This window comes from Aeromonas veronii, assembly GCF_040215105.1.
GTDB lineage: Bacteria > Pseudomonadota > Gammaproteobacteria > Enterobacterales > Aeromonadaceae > Aeromonas > Aeromonas veronii_G.
Window position 1 is genome coordinate 2,614,704 of the sequence record NZ_CP157875.1, and the last position, 22,707, is coordinate 2,637,410.

The 22,707-nt window shown below is 63.4% G+C and carries 17 protein-coding genes; 10 read left to right on the forward strand and 7 right to left on the reverse strand.

Annotated features, from left to right (window positions below):
* Positions 1 to 57: 57 nt before the first annotated feature.
* From nuoG to nuoN, 8 genes are all read left to right on the forward strand, one after another.
* Entirely contained in the window at positions 58 to 2,787 is a 2,730-nt protein-coding gene (gene nuoG, locus ABNP46_RS12095; RefSeq protein WP_349918058.1) for an NADH-quinone oxidoreductase subunit NuoG, read from the forward strand.
* Positions 2,784 to 3,749: an NADH-quinone oxidoreductase subunit NuoH gene (gene nuoH, locus ABNP46_RS12100; protein ID WP_349918059.1), complete on the forward strand. Its 966-nt coding sequence runs from the start codon at positions 2,784 to 2,786 to the stop codon at positions 3,747 to 3,749. Before nuoG ends, nuoH begins: the two co-directional genes overlap by 4 nt.
* 90 nt (positions 3,750 to 3,839) lie before the next feature.
* Positions 3,840 to 4,382, forward strand: a complete 543-nt coding sequence (nuoI, locus tag ABNP46_RS12105) for an NADH-quinone oxidoreductase subunit NuoI (RefSeq protein ID WP_349918060.1) — start codon at positions 3,840 to 3,842, stop codon at positions 4,380 to 4,382.
* A 10-nt stretch (positions 4,383 to 4,392) separates the two neighbouring features.
* A complete protein-coding gene (nuoJ, locus tag ABNP46_RS12110) occupies positions 4,393 to 4,944 on the forward strand; it encodes an NADH-quinone oxidoreductase subunit J (RefSeq protein WP_349918062.1) in 552 nt (183 codons plus the stop codon).
* A complete protein-coding gene (nuoK, locus tag ABNP46_RS12115; RefSeq protein ID WP_010675036.1) occupies positions 4,941 to 5,249 on the forward strand; it encodes an NADH-quinone oxidoreductase subunit NuoK in 309 nt (102 codons plus the stop codon). Before nuoJ ends, nuoK begins: the two co-directional genes overlap by 4 nt.
* Positions 5,246 to 7,093, forward strand: coding sequence for an NADH-quinone oxidoreductase subunit L (gene nuoL, locus ABNP46_RS12120; RefSeq protein ID WP_349918063.1), 1,848 nt, complete (start codon positions 5,246 to 5,248; stop codon positions 7,091 to 7,093). The genes nuoK and nuoL overlap by 4 nt, the downstream gene beginning before the upstream one ends.
* Before the next feature lie 82 nt (positions 7,094 to 7,175).
* Positions 7,176 to 8,690, forward strand: a complete 1,515-nt coding sequence (gene nuoM / locus ABNP46_RS12125) for an NADH-quinone oxidoreductase subunit M (RefSeq protein ID WP_349918064.1) — start codon at positions 7,176 to 7,178, stop codon at positions 8,688 to 8,690.
* A 102-nt stretch (positions 8,691 to 8,792) separates the two neighbouring features.
* A complete protein-coding gene (nuoN, locus tag ABNP46_RS12130) occupies positions 8,793 to 10,256 on the forward strand; it encodes an NADH-quinone oxidoreductase subunit NuoN (protein ID WP_349918066.1) in 1,464 nt (487 codons plus the stop codon).
* A gap of 267 nt (positions 10,257 to 10,523) precedes the next feature.
* On the opposite strand, the gene purL is transcribed toward nuoN, so the two are convergent.
* Positions 10,524 to 14,417, reverse strand: coding sequence for a phosphoribosylformylglycinamidine synthase (gene purL / locus ABNP46_RS12135; protein WP_349918067.1), 3,894 nt, complete (start codon positions 14,415 to 14,417; stop codon positions 10,524 to 10,526).
* A 149-nt stretch (positions 14,418 to 14,566) separates the two neighbouring features.
* Between purL and mltF the strand changes: the two genes are divergently transcribed.
* Both mltF and ABNP46_RS12145 read left to right on the forward strand, forming a co-directional pair.
* Positions 14,567 to 16,072 (forward strand): membrane-bound lytic murein transglycosylase MltF, encoded by a 1,506-nt coding sequence (gene mltF, locus ABNP46_RS12140; RefSeq protein ID WP_349918068.1) that lies wholly within the window; start codon positions 14,567 to 14,569, stop codon positions 16,070 to 16,072.
* A 166-nt stretch (positions 16,073 to 16,238) separates the two neighbouring features.
* Positions 16,239 to 16,382 carry a hypothetical protein gene (locus ABNP46_RS12145; protein WP_349918069.1) on the forward strand — a complete coding sequence of 48 codons (144 nt, stop codon included), beginning with the start codon at positions 16,239 to 16,241 and terminating at the stop codon, positions 16,380 to 16,382.
* Between the two features lie 32 nt (positions 16,383 to 16,414).
* Here the strand turns inward: ABNP46_RS12145 and ABNP46_RS12150 are convergent, their stop codons facing one another.
* The 6 genes from ABNP46_RS12150 to ispG form a co-directional block, all read right to left on the reverse strand.
* The gene (locus tag ABNP46_RS12150) at positions 16,415 to 16,645 is read right to left on the reverse strand and encodes a zinc ribbon domain-containing protein (RefSeq protein ID WP_349918070.1); all 231 of its coding nucleotides are present in this window, start codon (positions 16,643 to 16,645) and stop codon (positions 16,415 to 16,417) included.
* Positions 16,646 to 16,741: 96 nt separating this feature from the next.
* Positions 16,742 to 18,250 carry a ribosome biogenesis GTPase Der gene (der, locus tag ABNP46_RS12155; protein ID WP_349918071.1) on the reverse strand — a complete coding sequence of 503 codons (1,509 nt, stop codon included), beginning with the start codon at positions 18,248 to 18,250 and terminating at the stop codon, positions 16,742 to 16,744.
* A gap of 74 nt (positions 18,251 to 18,324) precedes the next feature.
* Complete coding sequence (gene bamB / locus ABNP46_RS12160) at positions 18,325 to 19,509, reverse strand: outer membrane protein assembly factor BamB (protein WP_349918073.1); 1,185 nt, start codon at positions 19,507 to 19,509, stop codon at positions 18,325 to 18,327.
* Entirely contained in the window at positions 19,502 to 20,152 is a 651-nt protein-coding gene (locus ABNP46_RS12165; RefSeq protein WP_349918074.1) for a YfgM family protein, read from the reverse strand. The genes bamB and ABNP46_RS12165 overlap by 8 nt, the downstream gene beginning before the upstream one ends.
* Before the next feature lie 3 nt (positions 20,153 to 20,155).
* The gene (gene hisS / locus ABNP46_RS12170) at positions 20,156 to 21,433 is read right to left on the reverse strand and encodes a histidine--tRNA ligase (RefSeq protein WP_349918075.1); all 1,278 of its coding nucleotides are present in this window, start codon (positions 21,431 to 21,433) and stop codon (positions 20,156 to 20,158) included.
* A 152-nt stretch (positions 21,434 to 21,585) separates the two neighbouring features.
* Positions 21,586 to 22,701: a flavodoxin-dependent (E)-4-hydroxy-3-methylbut-2-enyl-diphosphate synthase gene (gene ispG, locus ABNP46_RS12175; protein ID WP_349918077.1), complete on the reverse strand. Its 1,116-nt coding sequence runs from the start codon at positions 22,699 to 22,701 to the stop codon at positions 21,586 to 21,588.
* Positions 22,702 to 22,707: the final 6 nt, after the last annotated feature.

A 22,707-nucleotide genomic window follows, 5' to 3' on the forward strand; every position in this document is an offset into this window, starting at 1 on the left:
GACTCGGCGACGCGCATTGCGCTGCACGTTTTATCTAATTGAAGTCAGGGAAGCTGTATGGCCACCATTCATGTAGACGGTAAAGAGTACGAGGTAGACGGGGCAGACAACCTGCTGCAAGCCTGTCTGTCCTTAGGGTTGGACGTCCCCTATTTTTGCTGGCACCCGGCGCTCGGCAGCGTCGGCGCCTGCCGCCAGTGTGCGGTCAAGCAGTATCAGAATGCCGATGACAAGCGCGGCCGCCTGGTCATGTCCTGCATGACCCCCTCCACCGATGGCAGTTACATCTCCATCGAGGACGAGGAGGCAAAGGAGTTTCGCAAGTGCGTGGTGGAGTGGCAGATGACCAACCACCCCCACGACTGCCCGGTGTGTGAAGAGGGGGGCGCCTGCCACCTGCAGGACATGACGGTGATGACCGGCCACAACAGCCGTCGCTACCGTTTCACCAAGCGCACCCACCAGAACCAGGATCTCGGCCCCTTCATCAGCCACGAGATGAACCGCTGCATCGCCTGCTATCGCTGCGTCCGTTACTACAAGGACTACGCGGGGGGCGAGGATCTCGGGGTCTACGGCGCCCACGACAACGTCTACTTCGGCCGGGTCGAGGATGGCACCCTGGAGAGCGAGTTCTCCGGCAACCTGGTGGAGGTCTGCCCCACCGGCGTCTTCACCGACAAGACCCACTCCGAGCGCTACAACCGCAAGTGGGACATGCAGTTCGCCCCCAGCATCTGCCAGGGATGCTCGGTCGGCTGCAACATCAGCCCGGGTGAGCGCTATGGCGAGCTGCGCCGCATAGAGAACCGCTACCACGGCGCCCTGAACCACTACTTCCTGTGCGATCGTGGCCGCTTCGGCTACGGACACGTCAATCTGGCCGAGCGCCCCCGCCAGCCATTGCTGCGAGACGGTGGTGACAGGCTCGCCATCACGGTGGATGGCGCCCTCAACCGCGCCGCCGACGCCCTGCGCACCAGCGCCAGCGTCATCGGCATCGGCTCGCCCCGCGCGTCGCTGGAGAGCAACTTCGCCCTGCGCGAACTGGTGGGCGCCGCCAACTTCTACAGCGGCGTCGAGCAAAGCGAATGGGAGTGCCTGCAAAAGATGCTGCAGATCCTGCAGCAAAGCGGCGTGCGTACCCCGAGCCTGCGTGACATGGAAGAGGCCGACGCCGTGCTGGTGCTCGGCGAAGATGTCACCCAGACTGCCGCCCGCATCGCCCTGGCCCTGCGCCAGGCGGTCAAGGGCAAGGCCCGCGACATCGCCCGCAAGATGAAGGTGGACTTGTGGCAGGTCGCCGCCGTGCAGACCCTGGGTCAGAACGAGCGCTACCCGCTGCTCATCACCAGCCTGGACAGCACCCGCCTCGACGACGTGGCAAGCGGCACCCTGCGCGCCCCCCACGCCGATCAGGCACGCCTCGGTTTCGCCATCGCCCATCTACTGGATGACTCGGCCCCGACTCCCTCGGGTCTTGGCGCCGAACAGCAAGCCCTGGCCGCCCAGTGGGCCGAGCTGCTTGGCAACGCCAAGAAGCCACTTATCATTGCAGGCTCAAGTGCCCGCAGCCAGGCTCTGCTCGAGGCGGCCAGCAACATCGCTCGCGCCCTCAAGGGTCGCGGTCAGGCGGTGGAGATAGCCCTGGTGGCGCAAGAGACCAACAGCCTGGGTCTGGCCATGCTGGCCCAGGACGCAGCCCCGCTGGAGGCGGCCCTTGCGCGCATCGAAGGGGAGGCCTCCCTCTCCCTCATCGCGCTGGAAAACGATCTCTACCGCCGCGCCCCCCGCAGCCGGGTGGACGGAGCCCTTGAGCGCCTGCAACACCTGCTGGTGGTGGATCATCAGGACACCGCTACCGCGAGCAAGGCCGATCTGGTCTTACCAGCCGCCAGCTTCGCCGAGGCGGACGGCACCCTCATCAACATGGAAGGCCGCGCCCAGCGCTTCTTCCAGGTCTATGCCCCCGCCTTCTACGACGCCGACATCCAGGTCCGTGAGGGCTGGCGCTGGCTGGCCGCCCTGCAAGGGGTGCTGGACAGAAAGCCCCTGCGCTGGAACACCTTCGACGAGGTGAGCAGCGCCTGCGCCGCCAGTGCCCCGCTGCTCAATACCATGGGTGAAGCTGCCCCCAACGCCGGTCTGCGCATCCGCGGCATGAAGCTCGCCCGCGAGCCGCACCGCTACAGCGGTCGCACCTCCATGCTGGCGAATCAGAACGTGAGCGAGCCTCGGGTCGCCCAAGATCCCGATTCGCCGTTCAACTTCTCCATGGAAGGCTACGCCGGTGCCCGCCAACCCCTGCAACAGGTACCGTTTGCCTGGGCGCCGGGCTGGAACTCGCCCTCTGCCTGGAACAAGTTCCAGGACGAGGTGGGTGGCAACCTGCGCGCCGGGGATCCCGGTCGCCGTCTGCTGGAGCCTGGTGAAGGCGGCCTCGGCTGGTTCAATAGCATCCCCTCCTCCTTCAGTGCCCAGGCGGCCCTGCAGGTGGTGAGTTACGATCAGCTGTTCGGCGCCGAGGAGCTATCCGCCAAGAGCCCGGTCATCCAGGCGCGGATGAGCGAGCCCACCCTGGTCCTGAACCCGGCGGACGCCGACCGTCTGGCGCTCCAGGCCGGTAGCGAGATCGCCCTCTCCTGGGGTGGCAATCACTGGCGACTGCGTCTGCAACTGAGCGACAACCTGGCTCAGGGGCTGCTCGGCCTGCCGCTTGGGGTGAACGGCCTACCGACCGCCCTGCACCACGCCCTCATCGATAACCTGCAGGAGGTCATCGCATGAGCGACGCCCTGATGGATCTGCTGATCGAGATAGGCAAGGCCCTGATCGTGCTGGTAGGCATAGTGGGGGCTGGCGCCTTCATGAGCTTCATCGAGCGCCGCCTGCTGGCGCTGTGGCAGGACAGATACGGTCCCAATCGGGTGGGCCCCTTCGGCCTGCTGCAGCTGGCGGCCGACATGGTCAAGATGTTCTTCAAGGAGGACTGGATCCCGCCGTTCGCGGATCGCCGGATCTTCGTGCTGGCCCCCATAATCGCGTTTACCGCCTTCATCCTGGCGTTTGCGGTGGTGCCCATCACGCCCACCTGGGGCGTGGCGGATCTCAACGTGGGCCTGCTCTACATCCTGGCCATCGCGGGGCTGGCGGTCTATGCTGTGCTGTTCGCCGGCTGGTCGAGCAACAACAAGTACTCCTTGCTCGGCAGCCTGCGCGCCTCGGCCCAGACCCTCTCCTACGAGGTGTTCCTCGGTCTGTCGCTGATGGGCATCGTCATCCAGACCGGCAGCTTCAACCTGCGTGACATCGTCGAGGCCCAGGCCGGCATGTGGAACGTGATCCCCCAGATCCTGGGCTTTGTCACCTTCCTGTTTGCCGGGGTCGCCGTCACCCATCGCCACCCGTTCGATCAGCCGGAGGCCGAGCAGGAGCTTGCCGACGGTTATCACATCGAGTACGCGGGCATGAAATGGGGTCTGTTCTTCGTCGGAGAGTACATCGGCATCGTGCTGGTCTCCTCCCTCATCGTGACCCTGTTCTTCGGTGGCTGGCACGGCCCCTGGCTGCCCCCCTTCGTCTGGTTCGCCCTGAAGACCGCCTGTTTCATGGTGTTTTTCATCCTGCTGCGGGCCTCTTTGCCCCGCCCACGCTTCGACCAGGTGATGTCATTCGGCTGGAAGGTCTGCCTGCCGCTGACCCTGCTCAATATGCTGGTGACTGGCGCCGTGGTGCTGATGAATGCGTAACCAGAGCGATATGGATATGACGACTGTTGGGCCGTCTGTGACCCCGAACCGGGCAGACGCCAGTGCTGATAAATGTGCAGTGAGGCACCTATGAAGATTACGAGCATTATCAAGGGTGTGGGTACCCAGTTACGCAGTCTGGGCATGGTGTTCTCCCATGCCTGGCGCCCCCGCGAGACCCTGAACTACCCGGAGCAGGCCGTCTATGCGGCCCCCCGTTTTCGCGGCCGCATCGTCCTGACCCGGGATCCCGACGGCGACGAGCGCTGCGTGGCGTGCAACCTGTGCGCCGTGGCCTGCCCGGTCGGCTGCATCTCCCTGCAAAAGTCCGAACGGGACGACGGCCGCTGGTATCCGGAGTTCTTTCGCATCAACTTCTCTCGCTGCATCTTCTGCGGTCTGTGCGAAGAAGCCTGCCCCACCACCGCCATCCAGCTCACGCCGGATTTCGAGATGGGGGAATATCGCCGCCAGGACCTGGTGTACGAGAAGGAAGACTTGCTGATCAGCGGCCCCGGCAAATACCCGGACTACAACTTCTACCGCATGAGCGGGATGGCTATCGACGGCAAGCCCAAAGGGGATGCCGAGAATGAAGCCAAACCCATCGATGTCAAGAGCCTGCTGCCCTGAGGAGTCATTCATGGAACTGGCATTCTATGCCGCGGCCCTGGTCGCCATTTACAGCACGTTGCGGGTGATCAGCACCAGCAATCCCATGCACGCGCTGCTCAACCTCATCATCTCACTCATCGCCGTGGCCATGATCTTCTTCTGCCTGGGGGCCTCTTTCGCGGGCGCCCTGCAGGTGATCGTCTACGCCGGCGCCATCATGGTGCTGTTCGTGTTCGTGGTGATGATGCTGAACCTGGGGACAGCCCAGGATCAGGAGAAACGCTGGCTCACCCCCACCACCTGGGGTGGCCCCGCCTTGCTCTCACTCATCCTGCTCGGCTTTCTGGCCCACGGCATCCTCGGGGTGACCGGCGGCGAGCTGGGCCATACCGATGTCAGCGCCAAGGAGGTCGGCATCGCCCTGTTCGGCCCCTATGTGCTGGCGGTGGAGCTCGCCTCCATCCTGCTGCTGGCGGGTCTGGTCACCGCCTATCACCTGGGCCGTGAGGACAAGCGCGGGGAGGTGCTTTCCGTCCCCAAAACCGCCCCGCAACCGAACCAAGAAGGAGGTCAGCAATGAGTGGTATCCCTATGGAACATGGACTGTTGCTGGCGGCCATCTTGTTTGCCATCGGCCTGTGCGGTCTGCTGATTCGTCGTAACTTGCTGTTTATCCTCATGAGTATCGAAATCATGATGAATGCGTCCGCGCTGGCGTTCGTGGTGGCAGGTAGCCGCTGGGCCCAGGCCGATGGCCAGATCATGTACATACTGGTGATTTCTCTGGCGGCAGCGGAGGCCAGCATCGGCCTCGCCCTGTTACTGCTGCTCTATCGTCGTTACCACACCCTGAACGTGGACACTGTGAGCGAGATGCGCGGATGAGCCTCCTATTCCTGACTTTCCTGTTCCCGCTGCTGGGATGGCTGCTGCTGGCCTTCTCCATCGGCCGTTTCGGTGAGCGTACCTCTGCCCTCATCGGTGTCGGCAGTATCGGTCTGTCGGCCCTGACTACCCTCTGGGTCGGCATCGATTTCCTGAGCACCATGCCAGCTGGCGGCGTCTACACCCAGACCCTGTGGCAATGGATGTCGGTGGGCGAATTCCAGCCCACCTTCCGCTTGGCACTGGATGGGCTGTCGCTCACCATGCTGGGGGTGGTGACCGGGGTGGGTTTCTTCATCCACCTGTTCGCCTCCTGGTACATGCGCGGGGAAGAGGGCTATTCGCGCTTCTTCACCTACACCAACCTGTTCATCGCCAGCATGCTGTTCCTGGTGCTGGCTGACGATCTGCTGTTCGTCTATCTCGGCTGGGAAGGGGTGGGGCTGTGCAGTTACCTGCTGATCGGCTTCTACTACCGCAACCCCGCCAATGGCGCGGCCGCCCTCAAGGCGTTCGTGGTGACCCGGGTCGGCGACGTCTTCCTCGCCATCGGTCTGTTCGTGCTCTATCGGGAGCTCGGCACCCTCAACATCCACGAATTGCTGGTGCGTGCCCCGGCCATGTTTGCCGAAGGCTCCCCTGCCCTGTCGTTCGCCTGTCTGATGCTGCTCGGCGGCGCGGTCGGCAAGTCCGCCCAGTTGCCGCTGCAGACCTGGCTGGCTGACGCCATGGCGGGCCCGACCCCGGTCTCGGCGCTGATCCACGCGGCCACCATGGTGACGGCAGGGGTCTACCTCATCGCCCGTACCCACGGCCTCTTCCTGCTGGCGCCGGAGATCCTGCATCTGGTGGCCCTGGTCGGTGCCATTACCCTGGTGCTGGCGGGCTTTGCCGCCCTGGTGCAGACCGATATCAAGCGCATTTTGGCCTACTCCACCATGAGCCAGATTGGCTACATGTTCCTGGCCCTGGGGGTAGGTGCCTGGGAAGGTGCCATCTTCCACCTGATGACCCACGCCTTCTTCAAGGCGCTGCTGTTCCTCTCCGCCGGCGCCGTCATCGTGGCGACCCATCACGAGCAGAACATCTTCAAGATGGGGGGCCTGCGCAAGAGCCTGCCGCTGGTCTATGCCTGCTTCCTGGTCGGGGGATCGGCGCTCGCCGCCCTGCCACTGGTGACTGCCGGCTTCTACAGCAAGGACGCCATCCTCTGGCAGGTGCAGGCCAGTGGCCAGAGCGTCCTGCTGTGGGCGGGACTGGCGGGGGCCTTCCTGACCTCCCTCTACACCTTCCGCCTCATCTTCATCGCCTTCCACGGCAAGGCGCAAACCGAGGCCCACGCCGGTCACGGCCTGGCCCACCAGCTCCCCTTGCTGGTGCTGCTGGTGCTCTCCACCGCCATCGGTGCCTGGATAACGCCCCCCCTGGCCGGTGTGCTGCCGGCAGGGCCCGGGGATCATGTCGAAGAGGGCCGCCACACTCTGGAAATAGCCTCCGGCATCATCGCCGTGGCAGGTATCGCGCTCGCCGCCTTCCTGTTCCTCGGCGAGCGTCGCTTGGCCAAGCGCATCGCACAGAGCGCCCCCGGCCGTGTGCTCAGCACCCTCTGGTTCAACGCCTGGGGCTTTGACTGGCTCTATGACCTGCTCTGGGTCAAGCCCTACCTGCTGGCAACCCGACTGCTCGGCAAAGATCCCCTGGATCGTGCGATGAACCTGCCCGCGGTGCTGGCCCAGACAGGCCACCAGCTGCTGGCCTGGACCGTCTCCGGCAAGTTGCGCTGGTATGCGGCCTCCATGGGGATGGGCGCGGCCCTGATCCTGGCCCTGCTGCTGCTCGGCTGAGGGTGAGCAACATGAGACAACACCCTGCGGCAGGCCCGGTGCCTGCCCCATTAGAACTAGAAACTAGACGAGAGCTGATATCGTGACCTTACTCTGGATCTTGTTAATTCCTTTTATCGGCGGCTTGCTCTGCTGGCAGATGGAGCGCCTCGGCGGACAGTTCGTCCGTTGGGTCGCCCTGCTCTCCATGGGCGCCTGCCTGCTGCTCTCCGGTGCCATCTGGCTTGGCAGTGACTTCTCCCTGGCCAACCCCGGCCTGCCGGTCTGGGCGGCGGAGTGGCAGTTGCCCTGGATCCCTCGCTTTGGCATCTCGTTGCACCTGGCGGTGGACGGCCTGTCGCTTCTGATGGTGATGCTCACCAGCTTCATCGGCGTGCTGGCCATCCTCTGTTCCTGGAAGGAGATCGTGCAGCGCATCGGCTTCTTCCACCTGAACCTGCTGTGGATTTTGGGTGGCGTGCTCGGGGTCTTCATGGCGGTGGATCTATTCCTCTTCTTCTTCTTCTGGGAGATGATGCTGGTCCCCATGTACTTCCTGATCGCGCTCTGGGGACACTCGGTCACCGACGGCAAGTCGCGCATCAACGCGGCCACCAAGTTCTTCATCTACACCCAGGCGAGCGGCCTCATCATGCTGGTCGCCATCCTGGGGTTGGTGCTGACCCACCACAGCGCCACCGGCATCTTCACCTTCAACTATCAGGATCTGCTGAGCACCCCCATGAGCATGAGCGTGCAGTGGCTGCTGATGCTGGGCTTCTTCATCGCCTTCGCGGTCAAGATGCCATTGGTGCCCCTGCACGGCTGGCTGCCGGATGCCCATAGCCAGGCGCCGACCGCAGGTTCCGTGGACCTGGCGGGCATTCTGCTCAAGACCGCCGCCTACGGCCTGCTGCGCTTCACCCTGCCGCTCTTCCCCGACGCCTCCGCCGCCTTCGCCCCCTATGCCATGGGCCTTGGTCTGTTTGGCATCGTCTACGGTGCCCTGCTGGCGTTTGCCCAGACCGACATCAAGCGTCTGGTGGCCTACACCAGCATCTCCCACATGGGTTTCGTGATGATCGCCATCTACTCGGGCAGCGAACTGGCCCTGCAGGGTGCGGTGGTGCAGATGATCGCCCACGGCCTCTCCGCCGCCGGTCTGTTCATCCTGTGCGGTCAGCTCTATGAGCGCCTGCACACCCGGGACCTGCGCCAGATGGGCGGTCTGTGGGGACGCCTTCGCTACCTGCCCGGCGTGATGCTGTTCTTCTCGGTGGCGTCTCTGGGCATGCCGGGGACCGGCAACTTCATCGGCGAGTTCCTGATCCTCATCGGCAGCTTCCAGGTGGCCCCCATCATGACCATCATCGCCACCTTCGGTCTGGTGCTGGCTTCGGTCTACTCCCTCATCATGCTGCAGCGCGCCTGCTTCGGCGCTCCCAAGGACGAGAAGGTCCTGAAGGGACTGGACAAGCGGGAGCTCGCCATGATGCTGACCATCGCGAGCCTTCTGGTGCTGCTCGGTCTCTATCCCCAACCTGTGCTGGATACCGCCAGCAGCAGCCTGTTGAGCGTGCTGCACTGGTATGCGCTGCCGGCCACAGGAGCACTGTGATGATGCCTTCTCTTTCGTCCTCTTCGTTCACGTCAGGAGCCTTGTCATGACGCTTATCGCAACTCAATTGCCGTCACTGGCGCTGGCCACAGGAGCACAGTCATGACGTTCACTGCCGCGCAACTGCTGGCCCTGCTGCCGCTGCTGCTGACCACCGGGGCCATGGTGGCCCTGATGCTGGCCATCGCCTGGAAACGCTGCGATGACACCGCCTTCGTGGTGACCATCACCGGTCTGAACCTGGCCCTCTTCTCCCTGCCCATCGTCATGGCGCAGGGTGATCAGGGGGTCACCCCCCTCTTGCAGGTGGACAGCTACGCCGTCTTCTACATGGGGCTGGTGCTCATCGGCGCCCTCGCCACCTGTACCTTCGGCCGCTCCTGGCTCAAGGGTTACCCGGACAACCGGGAAGAGTTCTACCTGCTGCTGCTGATCGCCACCGCCGGCGGTCTGGTGCTGGCAGGCTCCCGCCATCTCGCATCCCTCTTCATCGGGATCGAGATGCTGACCCTGCCCATGTTCGGTCTGGTGGGTTATGCCTACCGCGAGCGCCATTCGCTGGAGGCCAGCATCAAGTACATGGTGCTCTCCGCCACCGCCACCGCCTTCCTGCTGTTTGGCATGGCGCTGCTCTACGCCCAGGCGGGGAGCCTCAGCTTCAGCGATCTCGGTCTGACCCTGGCCCAGAGCCCGGCACACCATCCGCTATTGATGGGGGGCTTCGGCCTGATGCTGGTCGGATTTGCCTTCAAGCTCTCCCTGGCCCCCTTCCACCTCTGGACTCCGGACGTCTACGAAGGGGCGCCGGCACCGGTGGCGACCTTCCTCGCGACCGTCAGCAAGATCGCCGTGTTCTGCGTGCTGCTGCGCTTCTATCTGGCGGTACCGGCCACCTCGGACCCCATGATCCACTGGTTGCTGGCGGCCATGGCAGTCATTTCTATCGTCATCGGCAACCTCTTGGCGCTGATCCAGACCAACATCAAGCGGATGATGGGCTACTCCTCCATCTCCCACTTCGGCTATCTGCTGGCGGTGGTGGTGGCGAGCCGCCTCGGCCAGATCCCGGTGGAAGCGGCGGGGGTCTATCTGCTGATGTATCTCTTCACCAGCCTGGGGGCCTTCGGCGTCATCAGCATGATGTCCAGCCCCTACCGCGGCAAGGATGCTGACTCCCTGCACAGCTATCGCGGCCTGTTCTGGAAGCGCCCTTATCTCACTGCCGTGATGACGGTGATGATGCTGTCGCTCGCGGGCATCCCCATGACGCTCGGCTTCATCGGCAAGTTCTACCTCATCGGCGTCACCGTCGAGGCGCAGCTGTGGTGGCTCAGTGGCGCCATCGTGCTCGGCAGCGCCCTGGGGCTCTACTACTACCTGCGCGTCATGGTCACCCTCTACCTGCGCGAACCCGGCATGCAGCTGCGCGATGCCACCGCCGACTGGGCCTTCTCCTCCGGAGGCCTGGTAGTGCTGCTCTCCGCCATCCTGGTGGTGCTGCTCGGGATCTACCCCCAGCCGGTCATCAGCCTGGTGCAGGGCTTCCAGAACGTGGTCCTGCGCTGACAGACATCAACCAAACAAAAACCGGCCTCCATGGCCGGTTTTTTATGCCCCGATGTTGGGGCACGAGCCGTGACTCAATCCAGATAATCCCGAGTCTCACGCCCCCTTTTCGTCATCGCGCTCCCCTTCCCAACCCGTCTCCCCCATAGCAAGCCAAGCTGATAGCGCGCGGTGGTAGAAAAGATGAAGGGCGCCATTCCCGCTTTCTCCCCATAAAAAAACCGGCCAGAAGGCCGGTTTTTCATTGCTGCCGAGATAAGCCAGAGCTTAACCCAGACGCACGCGGGCGTTGCGGAACATCCGCATCCAGGCGCCATCCTCGCCCCAGTTGTCCGGGTGCCAGGAGTTTGCCACGGTGCGGAACACCCGCTCCGGGTGCGGCATCATGATGGTGGCGCGGCCATCCACCGTGGTGACGGCGCAGATGCCGTCCGGCGAGCCGTTCGGGTTGGCCGGGTACTGCTCGGTCACCTGACCGCGGTTGTCGACGAAGCGCAGACCCACCAGGGCGCTCTGTTGCAGCGCGCTCAGGTGGGCGGCATCACGCACCTCCACCCGCCCTTCCCCATGGGAGACGGCGATGGGCATGACGGAGCCCTGCATGCCGGCGAAGAAGGCAGACGGAGAGTCCTGCACTTCCACCAGGCTGAAGCGCGCCTCGAAGCGCTCGGAGCGGTTTCGCACGAAACGTGGCCACAGCTCTGCCCCCGGGATGAGGTCACGCAGGTTGGACATCATCTGGCAACCGTTGCACACCCCAAGAGACAGCGTATCGCCGCGTTCGAAGAAGCGCTGGAACTGCTCCCGGGCAGCGTCGTTGAACAGGATGGACTTGGCCCAGCCCTCGCCCGCCCCCAGCACGTCACCGTAGGAGAAGCCGCCACAGGCCACCAGGCTCTGGAAATCGTCCAGCTTGATGCGCCCGGCGAGGATGTCGCTCATATGCACGTCCACCGCAGTAAAACCGGCGCGGTCGAAGGCAGCAGCCATCTCCACGTGGGAGTTGACCCCCTGCTCGCGCAGCACCGCCAGACGTGGAGAGATCCCGCGGGCGATATAGGGTGCGGCCACATCTTCGGACGGGTGGTAGGTCAGCCTGGCCTGCAGACCCGGATCGGTGGCGTCCTGACGGGCGGCGTGCTCGCTGTCCGCGCATTCCGGGTTGTCCCGCAGGCGCTGCATCTGCCAGCTGGTCTCGCCCCAGAGGGTGCGAAGGGCGGTGCGGCTGGCGCGATAGACTTCCTGACCTGCGCGCTGGAACAGGATGAGGTCATCTTCCCGCACGGTGCCGAGCACGTGGGAGCAGGCGGCCAGGCCGTGGCCCGCCAGCAGGGTCAGCACGGCCTCCTTGTCTTCACGGCGGATCTGGATGACGGCACCCAGCTCCTCGTTGAACAGGGCCGGCAACAGATCGCCACCGATGCGGTCGAGCTGGATATCGAGGCCGCAGTGACCGGCGAAGGCCATCTCGGTCAGGGTGACGAAGAGGCCACCATCGGATCGGTCGTGATAGGCGATGAGTTTTCTGTCCGCCACCAGCGCCTGGATGGCGTTGAAGAAGCCCTTGAGCTGCACCGGGTTGTCGAGATCCGGCGCGCTGTCGCCCAGTTGACGATAGACCTGGGCCAGGGCCGAGGCGCCGAGGCGCTGCTTGCCATTGCCAAGGTCAATCAGGATGAGGTCTGTCTCACCGAGATCGGTGCGCAGTTGCGGGGTGACGGTGTTGCGCACGTCTTCCACCCGGGCGAAGGCGCTGATGAGCAGGGAGAGCGGCGAGGTGACACTATGATCCACCCCATCCTGCTGCCAGCGGGTCTTCATGGACATGGAATCCTTGCCCACCGGGATGGTGATACCGAGGGCTGGGCAGAGCTCCTCTCCCACCGCCTTGACCGCCTCGTAGAGACCGGCATCTTCGCCAGGGTGACCGGCGGCGGCCATCCAGTTGGCGGAGAGTTTGACCCGCTTGAGCGACCCGATGTGGGCAGGGGCCAGGTTGGTCAGGGCCTCTGCCACCGCCATGCGGGCGGAGGCGGCGTGGGAGAGCAGCGCCACCGGGGTGCGCTCCCCCATGGACATGGCTTCGCCGTGATAGCCGTCATAGGTGGCGGCGGTGACGGCGCAATCTGCCACCGGGATCTGCCAGGGGCCGACCATCTGGTCGCGATTCACCAGACCGGTCACCGAGCGATCGCCGATGGTGATGAGGAAGGACTTCTCCGCCACCGTCGGCAGACGCAGCACCCGCTCGGCGGCCTCGTTCAAGGTCACGCCGTCCAGTTGCAGCGCCTTGCCCTGGGCGGGCAGGCTGGCGACGTCGCGGTGCATCTTGGGGGCCTTGCCGAGCAGCACGTCCAGCGGCAAGTCGATGGGCTGGTTGTCAAAGTGCGCATCAGAGAGGGTGAGATGCTTCTCTTCGGTAGCGCTGCCGATCACCGCATAGGGGGCACGCTCGCGCTCGCACAGGGCCTTGAACAGGGGCAGCTTGTCCTGAGCCACCGCCAGCACGTAGCGCTCCTGGGATTCGTTGCACCAGATCTCGAGCGGGCTCATGCCCGGCTCGTCGCTCGCGATGGCACGCAGGTCGAACTTGCCGCCGCGCTCGCCATCATTGACCAGTTCGGGCATGGCGTTGGAGAGGCCGCCGGCACCCACATCGTGGATGAAGACGATGGGGTTGTCATCGCCAAGCTGCCAGCAGCGGTCGATCACCTCCTGACAACGGCGCTCCATCTCGGGGTTGTCCCGCTGCACGGAGGCAAAATCCAGATCCTCGGCGGACTGGCCGGAGGCCATGGACGATGCCGCGCCGCCACCCAGGCCGATGTTCATGGCCGGGCCACCCAGCACGATGAGGGCGGAGCCGACTGGGATCTCACCCTTCTGCACGTGTTCGGTGCGGATGTTGCCGATCCCGCCCGCCAGCATGATGGGCTTGTGATAGCCGCGCACTTCGACGCCGTTGTGGCTCGGTACCTGCTCTTCGAAGGTACGGAAGTAACCCAGGATGGCCGGACGACCGAACTCATTGTTGAAGGCGGCGCCGCCAAGGGGGCCTTCCTGCATGATGTCAAAAGCGCTGACGATGCGGCTCGGCTTGCCGAAATCCTGCTCCCAGGGCTGCTCGAAACCGGGGATGCGCAAGTTGGAGACGGAGAAGCCCACCAGACCTGCCTTGGGCTTGGCGCCACGGCCGGTCGCCCCCTCGTCGCGAATTTCACCACCAGAGCCGGTCGCGGCCCCCGGGAAGGGAGAAATGGCGGTCGGGTGGTTGTGGGTCTCCACCTTCATCAGGATGTCGACCCGCTCCTGGTGGTACTGGTACTCACCGCTGGTGGGGCTCGGGAAGAAGCGGCCACCGTCGCTGCCTTCCATCACGGCAGCGTTGTCTTTGTAGGCAGACAGGACATGGTCCGGCGTCTGCTCGAAGGTGTTCTTGATCATCTTGAACAGCGACTTGGGCTGTTGCTCGCCGTCGATGGTCCAGTCGGCGTTGAAGATCTTGTGACGGCAGTGCTCGGAGTTTGCCTGGGCAAACATGTAGAGCTCGATGTCGTTGGGGTTGCGACCAAGCCGGGTGAAGTTCTCGACCAGATAGTCGATCTCGTCCTCGGCCAGCGCCAGGCCAAGGGCGATGTTGGCAGAGGCCAGAGCGGCGCGGCCGCCACCCAGTACATCCACCTGGGTGAAGGGGCGCGGCTCGTGGTGAGCAAACAGGGCGGCCGCCTCGGTCAGCTCGCCAAACACCACTTCCATCATGCGATCGTGCAGCAGGGCGGCGACCTCATCACGCTGGGCCGCCGTCAGTTCACCCTTGGGTTGCAGATAATAGGCAATGCCGCGCTCCAGCCGCTTGACCTGGGTCAGGCCACAGTTGTGGGCGATGTCGGTTGCTTTGGAAGACCAGGGGGAGATAGTGCCGGGACGGGGGGTAACGAGGAATAGCTGACCGCTTGGGGTGTGTTCTGGGATGGTCGGGCCGTAGCGCAGGAGCTGGCCCAAGGTCGCTCGCTCGGGGGGCGACAGGGGGCTCGACAGCTCGGCGAAGTGCACATATTCGGCATAGACGCTCTCTATCTCTACTCCTCTCTGCACGCAGCTTTGCAGCAGCTTGTGGACACGAAACTCAGACAGTGCTGGGGCACCACGCAAGATTTCCATATACCTTTCTCACCAAGTTTTAGAGTGTGGGGGGATTTGAGACGCGCGTATTATAGGGATCAGGCCCACCACGGACAAACGTTTTTCTCATCGCGAGCGATGTGACTCCCTCCACACTCTCTGGTATAAAGGAGCCTCTTTTTTGACAAATGCCGATTTTTTCAACAAGGGTACTCACCTACTTGCGCTGCATTTTTCGACTGTTCATCGGGATGTTGTTGGCCCTGGCCCTGGCCGGTTGTGACTTCTACTCCCCCTCCAGCCAGCTGGAGCAGATCCGCCAACGGGGCGAGATCCGGGTTGGCACCCTCTATGGCCCCACCTCCTATTACCAGCGAGACGACATCGCCCAGGGCTTTGACTATGAGCTCGCGCAGCACTATGCCGACTGGCTGGGGGTCAAACTGACCATCATCCCGGCCTACAGCACCGCCGAGCTCGTCGAGATGCTGGAGAAGGGAAAACTCGATCTCGCCGCCGCCGCCATCGTGGTGACGCCGGAGCGGCGCAAGCTGTTTCGCTTCGGCCCGGGCTTCTACCAGGTCGCCCCCAAACTGGTCTATCGCAATGGCTCCCCGAGACCCAAGGATCTCGGGGATCTCAAGGGCCACATCGTGGTGCCCGCCGGCTCCACCGGCGAGGATCTGATGAAGGAGATCGCCAAGCAGCACCCCGACCTCGACTGGAGCATCAACCGGGATGCGGACGTGGAAGAGCTGCTCAAGCAGGTGGCGGATGGCGAAGTGGACTACACAGTGGTGCAGGACACCGTGCTGGCCCGTACCCAGCGTTACTACCCCGAGCTCACCGAAGGGATGACACTGGCCAAGAAGCAGGCCGTGGCTTGGGCCATGACCAAGCTGCCGGACGACAGCCTCTACGCCAGCGTCATCGACTTCTTCGGCCAGCGTTTCATGGATGGCTCCATCGCCAAGCTGGACGAGAAGTATTTCGGCCACGTGCAGAATTTCGATTTCGTCGACACCCGCACCTTCCTGCAACGGGCCAAGAGCCTGCTGCCCAAGTACCAGCCGCTGTTCCAGGCCCACGCCAAGGATATCGTCGACTGGCGGTTGCTGGCGGCCATCAGCTATCAGGAATCCCACTGGGACCCTCAGGCGCGCTCCTATACCGGGGTGCGCGGCATGATGATGCTGACCGGCCCCACCGCCAAGGCCATGGGGGTCAGCGATCGCCTGCACCCGGAGCAGAGCATCAAGGGGGGCGCCCGCTATCTGCAGGAGATGATGGAGAAGGTGCCGGACTCGGTGCCGGAGGATGAGAAGGTCTGGTTTGCCCTCACCGCCTACAACATCGGCTACGGCCACATGATGGATGCCCGCCGACTGACCAAACAGCAGGGCAAGAACCCTGATGCCTGGAGCGACGTGAAAGAGATATTGCCCCTGCTGCAGCAGGCCCGCTGGCATCGCAAGGTGCGCTACGGCTACGCCCGCGGCGGCGAGGCCCGCAACTACGTCAACAACGTGCGCCAGTATTACCAGAGCCTGCTCTGGCTCGACAACGAGCAGCAGAAGGCACAGCGGCGCGAAGCCCAGGGAGAGGATGATGGCAGCGAACCGGCGACCCCGGTGGCCAGCACGGAGCGCCCCACCATCATCGCCGAGGTGGTCAAGCAGATCATCACCCCCTGACAGAAGAGTCTGGTGTGTTTTCCGGCGTGATTCTCTGTTAACATCCTCACTGTAAAAGGCTTGTTAAAACACCCGTTATCCCAGTTTATTCATCTGCTTGTGATATCCATGGGGACGAGTGACAAGCCATGCCAGAGACACTGGACGAGCAGACAGGAGAAACCAGATGCGAGCCCGAAAAAGATTGCTGGTCAAGAAGACCAAGAGCGCCTGGAGCCCCAGACGAAAACTCAGACTCAATGACATGAAGCGCAAGATATGGCGCAGGAACCGCTCCTTCACCCTGCTGATTGCGGAGCACACAGAATAAACCCGGCCAAGGCCGGGTTTTTTAATGGCGGTTCATGACGCGAGCGGCGTCAACGCGAACTGCACCGCCCGCTTGGAAACCAGCGTATTGCAGTGGTTGCAGAAGTAATCCACGGCGCCGCACGCCTTGAGGCGCTCCAGCTCCTGCTGGCAGGTGGGGCACAGGGCCTGCACCCGATAGGCGGTCTGACACTGGGGACACTGGGTCTGGTCACTGCGGCTGTCCAGCCCGCAGCCGCAGGCCGGACACATCAAGGGGTTCATGCTGGACTCCTCGTCATGATCAGGGGTCTGAACAGATCAACTGCCCTCCCCCGGCATTTAAAAAAGAAACGGCTACCAGAGGCAGCCGTTGTAGCGTTATTTCTTGGACTTGGTGCGCGCCTTCAGCAGGCGATCCCGTTGCCGTTCCTGACTCAGGGTCAGGTTGTTCTTCTTGCCCTCGAACGGGTTCACCGACTCCTGGAACTCGACCCGGATCGGGGTACCCATGATCTTCAGGGACTTGCGGAAGTAGTTGATGAGATACCGCTTGTAGGAGTCCGGCAGATCGTTCAACTGGTTGCCGTGAATGACGATGCGCGGCGGATTGTAGCCACCGGCGTGGGCATACTTCAGCTTGACCCGGCGACCGTTCACCATGGGCGGCTGGTGATCTTCCTGGGCCATCTGCATGATGCGGGTCAGCATGGCGGTGCTGGTACGGCGGGTGGCGGACTGATACGCCTCCTGGATGGATTCGAACAGGTGGCCGACACCGCTGCCGTGCAGGGCAGAGATGAAGTGCACCCGAGCGAAGTCGATGAAACCGAGGCGGCGGTCCAGCTCGTTCTTCACATCTTCCTTCACCTTCTGATCCAGGCCGTCCCACTTGTTCACCACCAGTACCACGGAGCGGCCGGAGTTGAGCACGAAGCCCAGGATGCTCAAGTCCTGATCCGTGATGGTCTCGCGGGCGTCGATCACCAGCAGGCAGACGTTGGCGTCTTCGATGGCCTTGAGGGTCTTGATGACGGAGAACTTCTCCACCGTCTCGTGCACCTTGCCACGGCGACGGACACCTGCGGTGTCGATGACCACGTACTTCTGCTCGTCGCGCTCCATGGGAATGTAGACGGAGTCGCGGGTGGTGCCCGGCATGTCGTAGACGATGACCCGATCTTCCCCCAGCAGGCGGTTGGTCAGGGTCGACTTGCCCACGTTGGGGCGACCGACGATGGCGAACTTGATGGGCAAGTCGGCGAACGGGGTCTCCTTGGTGTCTTCCTTGGTATCCAGCTCACCGGCAGCCACCATGCGCAGCAGGGCCTCTTCGTCGAAGTCCTCGTCCAGCTCATCCTGCGCCTCGACATCGGTGCCGGCGGCTTTGAGCAGCTCTTCCAGATGGGGCGCAAGCGCCAGCTCCAGCAGGCTCAGTACGCCACGACCGTGGGCGGCCGCCATCTGGTACACCTCGCCCAGCGCCAGGCCGTAGAACTCGGAGACGGCGGAGTCGCCATCGATGCCGTCGGTCTTGTTGGCGACCAGGAACACCTTCTTGTGGGTCTTGCGCAGGTGCTCGGCGATGGCCTGATCCGCAGCGGTCAAACCGGCACGGGCATCCACCATGAACAGCACCACATCGGCTTCTTCGATGGCCAGCAGGGACTGCTCGGCCATCTTCAGCTCGATCCCCTCCTCGGTGCCATCGATACCGCCGGTATCGACCACGATAAATTCCAGCTCGCCCAGCTTCGCCTGGCCGTATTTGCGGTCCCGGGTCAGGCCGGGGAAGTCGGCGACCAGGGCGTCCCGGGTACGGGTCAGGCGGTTAAACAGGGTGGATTTCCCCACGTTGGGGCGGCCCACCAGGGCAACTACAGGAGTCATAAAAGCCTCATTCTCAAGACGACAAAGGCTCCGGGTCCGAAGACCAGGAGCCGGATATTCACATTGACGGGTGATCAGGGACGCTGCAAAGCGTACAACTTGCCACCACGGCTCTGCACATACAGGGTGTCACCGTCCACCAAGGGGGCGGCATAGAGACCACTGCTGTCGAGCTGCTGCATGGCCTTGATGGACCCATCGGTACGATCCAGCCAATACAGGTAACCTTCCACATCGCCGACCACCACATAGTCACCCAGGATGACGGGGGCGGTCACGGTGCGGTTTTCGAGCTGGGTGTTGGACCACAGCTCCAGACCGTTGCGACGGTCCACCGCGAACAGGTGGCTGCGGCTGTCGGTCAGCACGATGGCATTGCCGGTCACCGCCAGATCGCGATAGCCGGAATACTTGCGCTTCCACACCTCGTCGCCACTCATCAGCTTGCGGGCCATCAACTGGCCATTGTAGGCGATGGCATAAAGCTCATCACCGGCGATGAGGGGAGTGGCATCCACGTCCACCATGCGATCCAGCTCGGTCGCACCGCGGGGATCCGCCACCTTGGACTGACGCACCGGCTGGCCGTTGCTCAGCAGGGCGATGCCCACCTTGCCATCGGCGCGGCCGTAGAGCACGGCACCGTTGGTGATGACGGGGGCGCCGGCGCTGCGCAGGGTCAGCGGCGGTTGCTCCTCGGACAGGGTCCACTGCTGCTTGCCCTCATCGGTATCGAGGGCAATCAGACGGCCCGAGGTCGTCAGCACCACCACGCGGCCATCTTCCACCGCCGGGCTCGCCACCACTTCACCGGGCACATTGGTCTGCCACAGCACTTCCCCGTCCGTCTCGTTCAGGGCGTAGACCACCCCGTTCTCGGAGCCGAGGAACAGTTTGCCGTAGCGGGACACCAGGCCACCGGAGAGGCGGGCACTGCGCTTGTCGGCGTTGATGGGCAGATCCGCCAGATCCACGCTCCACAGCACCTTGCCCGTGTTGCGATCGAAGGCGGTCACATCACCGTCGCGGGCGGCGGCATAGATGTGATCTTCTTCCACCACCGGCTTGAGCTGGGAGTAGAAGTCGCCGATGCCATCCCCGACGGAGGAGGACCACTGGGTATCGGCGGTGAAGGCCGATTCCACCACCGGCAGCGGCGCCATCGGGGTCAGATCTTCTTCCGAGCTGAACAGGGAGCACCCCTGCAGGGCCAGGGAGACAGCCGCCCCCAGCGCCAGTCGTTTGTACAGATTACGCATCCGGAGCCTCACCCGTGGTCACCGCTGGCAGTGCCAGATCGTCCATCTTCAGCTTGAGCTCGCTGCTCGCCTGCAGGCCACCGGCATCCGCCGCCGCCTGATAGGCATCGCGGGCCTCTTCCGGCTTGCCCTGCTTGAGCAGCACATCGCCGCGGGCTTCGGCCACCTGGGCCTTGAAAGCCTCGTTGTCGATCTTGGCGAGCTGGGCCAGGGCTTCGTCGGCCTTGCCCTGCTCGTTGAGCACCCGGGCCAGCCGCAGGGCGGCGATGGGACGGATGGCGTCGTCACCGTTGGTGGCGACCTCGGTCAGCTGCTGGGCAGCGAGATCCAGCTGGTTGGCCTTGACCGCGGCAGCGGCCAGCTCCAGGGCAGCGAGATCGGCGTAAGAGTCGCCCTTGTGGGCGCTGATGAAGCTCTTCGCCTGCTCGATAGCCGCAGCATCACCCTTGGCGAGCTGGGCCGTCATGGTGTTATAAGCCGAGGAGGCGGCCTCCTGGTTGGCCAGCTGATGCTCGTTGTAATAGCGCCAGCCAAACAGCCCCACCAGACCGATCACGGTCCCGGCGAGTACCGAGGTCCCGTTCTCTTTCCACCAGCTCTTGATGACCTCAACCTGTTGTTCTTCGGTGGTATAAACTTCCACAGCTTACTCTCCTTTAGCTGCCAGCAGGGCGATGGCGGCATCGACCTTGAGGGTCTGTTGCTCGGCCTGGCCACGCAGATACTTGATGGTGATCTCCCCGTTTTGCACCTCGGTCTCACCGAGGATCAGGGCAATGGCCGCGCCGCTCTTGTCGGCACGCTTGAGTTGTTTCTTGAAGTTGCCACCACCGCAGTGGCTCATCAGACGCAAGGAAGGCAAGGCGTCACGCAGCCGCTCGGCGAGCTGGAAGCCAGCCTGCTCGGCCTGCTCACCCACCATGGCGAGATAGACATCCACCGCCGGGCGAATGTCGCCGTTGAGCTCCAGGGTTTCGAGCATCAACACCAGACGCTCCATCCCCATGGCAAATCCTACCGCCGGGGTCGGTTGACCGCCGAGCTGCTCCACCAGGCCATCGTAACGGCCACCGGCGCAGACGGTGCCCTGGGCACCCAGACTGTTGGTGACCCACTCGAACACGGTCAGGTTGTAGTAGTCAAGGCCGCGCACCAGACGCTCGTTCACCTCGAACTGGATGCCGGCGGCAGTGAGCAGACGCTTGAGGCCCTCGAAGTGCGCCAGGCTCTCCTCCCCCAGGTGATCGAACAGGCGCGGAGCCCCCACCAGAATGGCCTGGACTGTTTCGTCCTTGGAGTCGAGCACCCGCAGCGGATTGCTGTACATGCGGCGCTGGCTCTCTTCGTCCAGCTGATCCTTGTACTGCTCCAGGTAGGCGACCAGGGCATCGCGGTAAGCGGCGCGCTCGCTGCTCTGACCCAGGGTATTGAGCTGCAGGGTCACGTGATCCTGGATGCCGAACAGGCGCCACAGGCGGTGCGTCAGCATGATGAGCTCAGCGTCGATATCCGGCCCGTTGATGCCAAACAGTTCGACCCCGAACTGATGGAACTGGCGATAACGGCCCTTCTGGGGACGCTCGTGACGGAACATGGGACCCATGTACCACATCCGGCGTTCCTGGTTATACAGCAGGCCGTGCTCGATACCTGCCCGCACACAGCTGGCGGTGCCTTCGGGACGCAGGCTCAGGCTGTCGCCGTTGCGATCCTCGAAGGTGTACATCTCTTTTTCGACCACATCGGTCACTTCACCGATGGCGCGTTTGAACAGATGAGTCTGTTCGACGATGGGCATGCGCACTTCGCTGTAGCCATAGCTGGCCACGACCTGGCGCAGGATCTGTTCCACTTTCTGCCATACCGGGCTCTGCTCCGGCAGGCAATCATTCATACCGCGAATTGCTTGGATCTGTTTTGCCACGTTGCTACTCGAGAAAAAGACGTGAATTTGGGCCGCATTATAGGGATTTTCGACCCCGAGGTAAAATCAGGGTGCCCGGATGCGGGGTGTAAAATCAACTACCTAAAGCCGGGGCCACCTCAGGTGGCCCCACTTTGCAACACGTTGGTGAGTCAACCCTTGTCCAGCGGGATCTGGTTGGCCGGATCCAGCATGGCCGCCCGGGCGCGAATGCGGCGCTCCAGCACGGGGATGAGATCCTGATTGCTGAGCCGGTCGACCCGCTGGCCACCCTCGTAGAAGGCGCTCTTGTTGGCCGCCCCGGCCAGGCCGAGATCGGAGACCAGCGCCTCGCCGGGACCGTTGACCACGCAGCCGATGATGGAGACATCCATGGGGGTGATGATGTCTTCCAGCCGCTCTTCCAGAGCGTTGACCGTGCCTATCACGTCAAACTCCTGACGGGAGCAGGAGGGGCAGGCGATGAAGTTGATGCCGCGGGCGCGAATGCGCAGGGATTTCAAGATATCAAAGCCCACCTTCACCTCCTCCACCGGATCGGCGGCCAGCGAGATGCGCAGGGTGTCACCGATGCCTTCACTCAGCAGCATGCCAAGGCCGATGGCGGACTTGACCGCGCCGGCGCGAAAACCACCCGCCTCGGTGATGCCAAGGTGCAGGGGCTGATCGATCTGCTTGGCCAGCAGACGATAGGCACCGACCGCCAGGAAGACGTCGGAAGCCTTGACGCTGACCTTGAAGTTGTCGAAGTTGAGGCGATCCAGGTAGTCCACGTGGCGCATGGCCGACTCGAGTAAGGCCTCCGGAGTCGGCTCGCCGTATTTCTCCTGGATGTCCCGCTCCAGCGAGCCACCGTTGACCCCGATGCGGATCGGGATGTTGTAGTGGCGGGCACAGTCGACCACGGCGCGCACCCGCTCCTCGTTGCCGATGTTGCCCGGATTGATGCGCAGGCAGTCGGCACCGTACTCCGCCACTTTCAGGGCGATACGGTAGTCGAAGTGGATATCGGCGACGATGGGGATATTGGTCTGCTGCTTGATGAGCTTGAAGGCTTCCGCCGCCTCCATGGTCGGCACCGAGACCCGGACGATATCCGCCCCCACCCGCTCGATCCGCTGGATCTGCTCGACGGTGGCGGCCACGTCCGTGGTCTTGGTGTTGGTCATGGTCTGCACCGTGATGGGAGCATCGCCCCCAACCGGCACCTTGCCGACCATGATCTGCTTGGATTTGCGGCGAATAATCGGGGATTCGTGAGCGGACATGACGGA

Bases quoted from the DNA above. Each gene is read 5' to 3' on its own strand.
- ispG (WP_349918077.1), bottom strand. From the start codon at position 22,701: ATGTCCGCTCACGAATCCCCGATTATTCGCCGCAAATCCAAGCAGATC.
- bamB (WP_349918073.1), bottom strand. From the start codon at position 19,509: ATGCGTAATCTGTACAAACGACTGGCGCTGGGGGCGGCTGTCTCCCTG.
- nuoJ (WP_349918062.1), top strand. From the start codon at position 4,393: ATGGAACTGGCATTCTATGCCGCGGCCCTGGTCGCCATTTACAGCACG.
- ABNP46_RS12145 (WP_349918069.1), top strand. From the start codon at position 16,239: ATGCGAGCCCGAAAAAGATTGCTGGTCAAGAAGACCAAGAGCGCCTGG.
- nuoG (WP_349918058.1), top strand. From the start codon at position 58: ATGGCCACCATTCATGTAGACGGTAAAGAGTACGAGGTAGACGGGGCA.
- nuoI (WP_349918060.1), top strand. From the start codon at position 3,840: ATGAAGATTACGAGCATTATCAAGGGTGTGGGTACCCAGTTACGCAGT.
- nuoN (WP_349918066.1), top strand. From the start codon at position 8,793: ATGACGTTCACTGCCGCGCAACTGCTGGCCCTGCTGCCGCTGCTGCTG.
- purL (WP_349918067.1), bottom strand. From the start codon at position 14,417: ATGGAAATCTTGCGTGGTGCCCCAGCACTGTCTGAGTTTCGTGTCCAC.
- mltF (WP_349918068.1), top strand. From the start codon at position 14,567: ATGCCGATTTTTTCAACAAGGGTACTCACCTACTTGCGCTGCATTTTT.
- ABNP46_RS12150 (WP_349918070.1), bottom strand. From the start codon at position 16,645: ATGAACCCCTTGATGTGTCCGGCCTGCGGCTGCGGGCTGGACAGCCGC.
- nuoH (WP_349918059.1), top strand. From the start codon at position 2,784: ATGAGCGACGCCCTGATGGATCTGCTGATCGAGATAGGCAAGGCCCTG.
- der (WP_349918071.1), bottom strand. From the start codon at position 18,250: ATGACTCCTGTAGTTGCCCTGGTGGGCCGCCCCAACGTGGGGAAATCC.
- nuoL (WP_349918063.1), top strand. From the start codon at position 5,246: ATGAGCCTCCTATTCCTGACTTTCCTGTTCCCGCTGCTGGGATGGCTG.
- nuoK (WP_010675036.1), top strand. From the start codon at position 4,941: ATGAGTGGTATCCCTATGGAACATGGACTGTTGCTGGCGGCCATCTTG.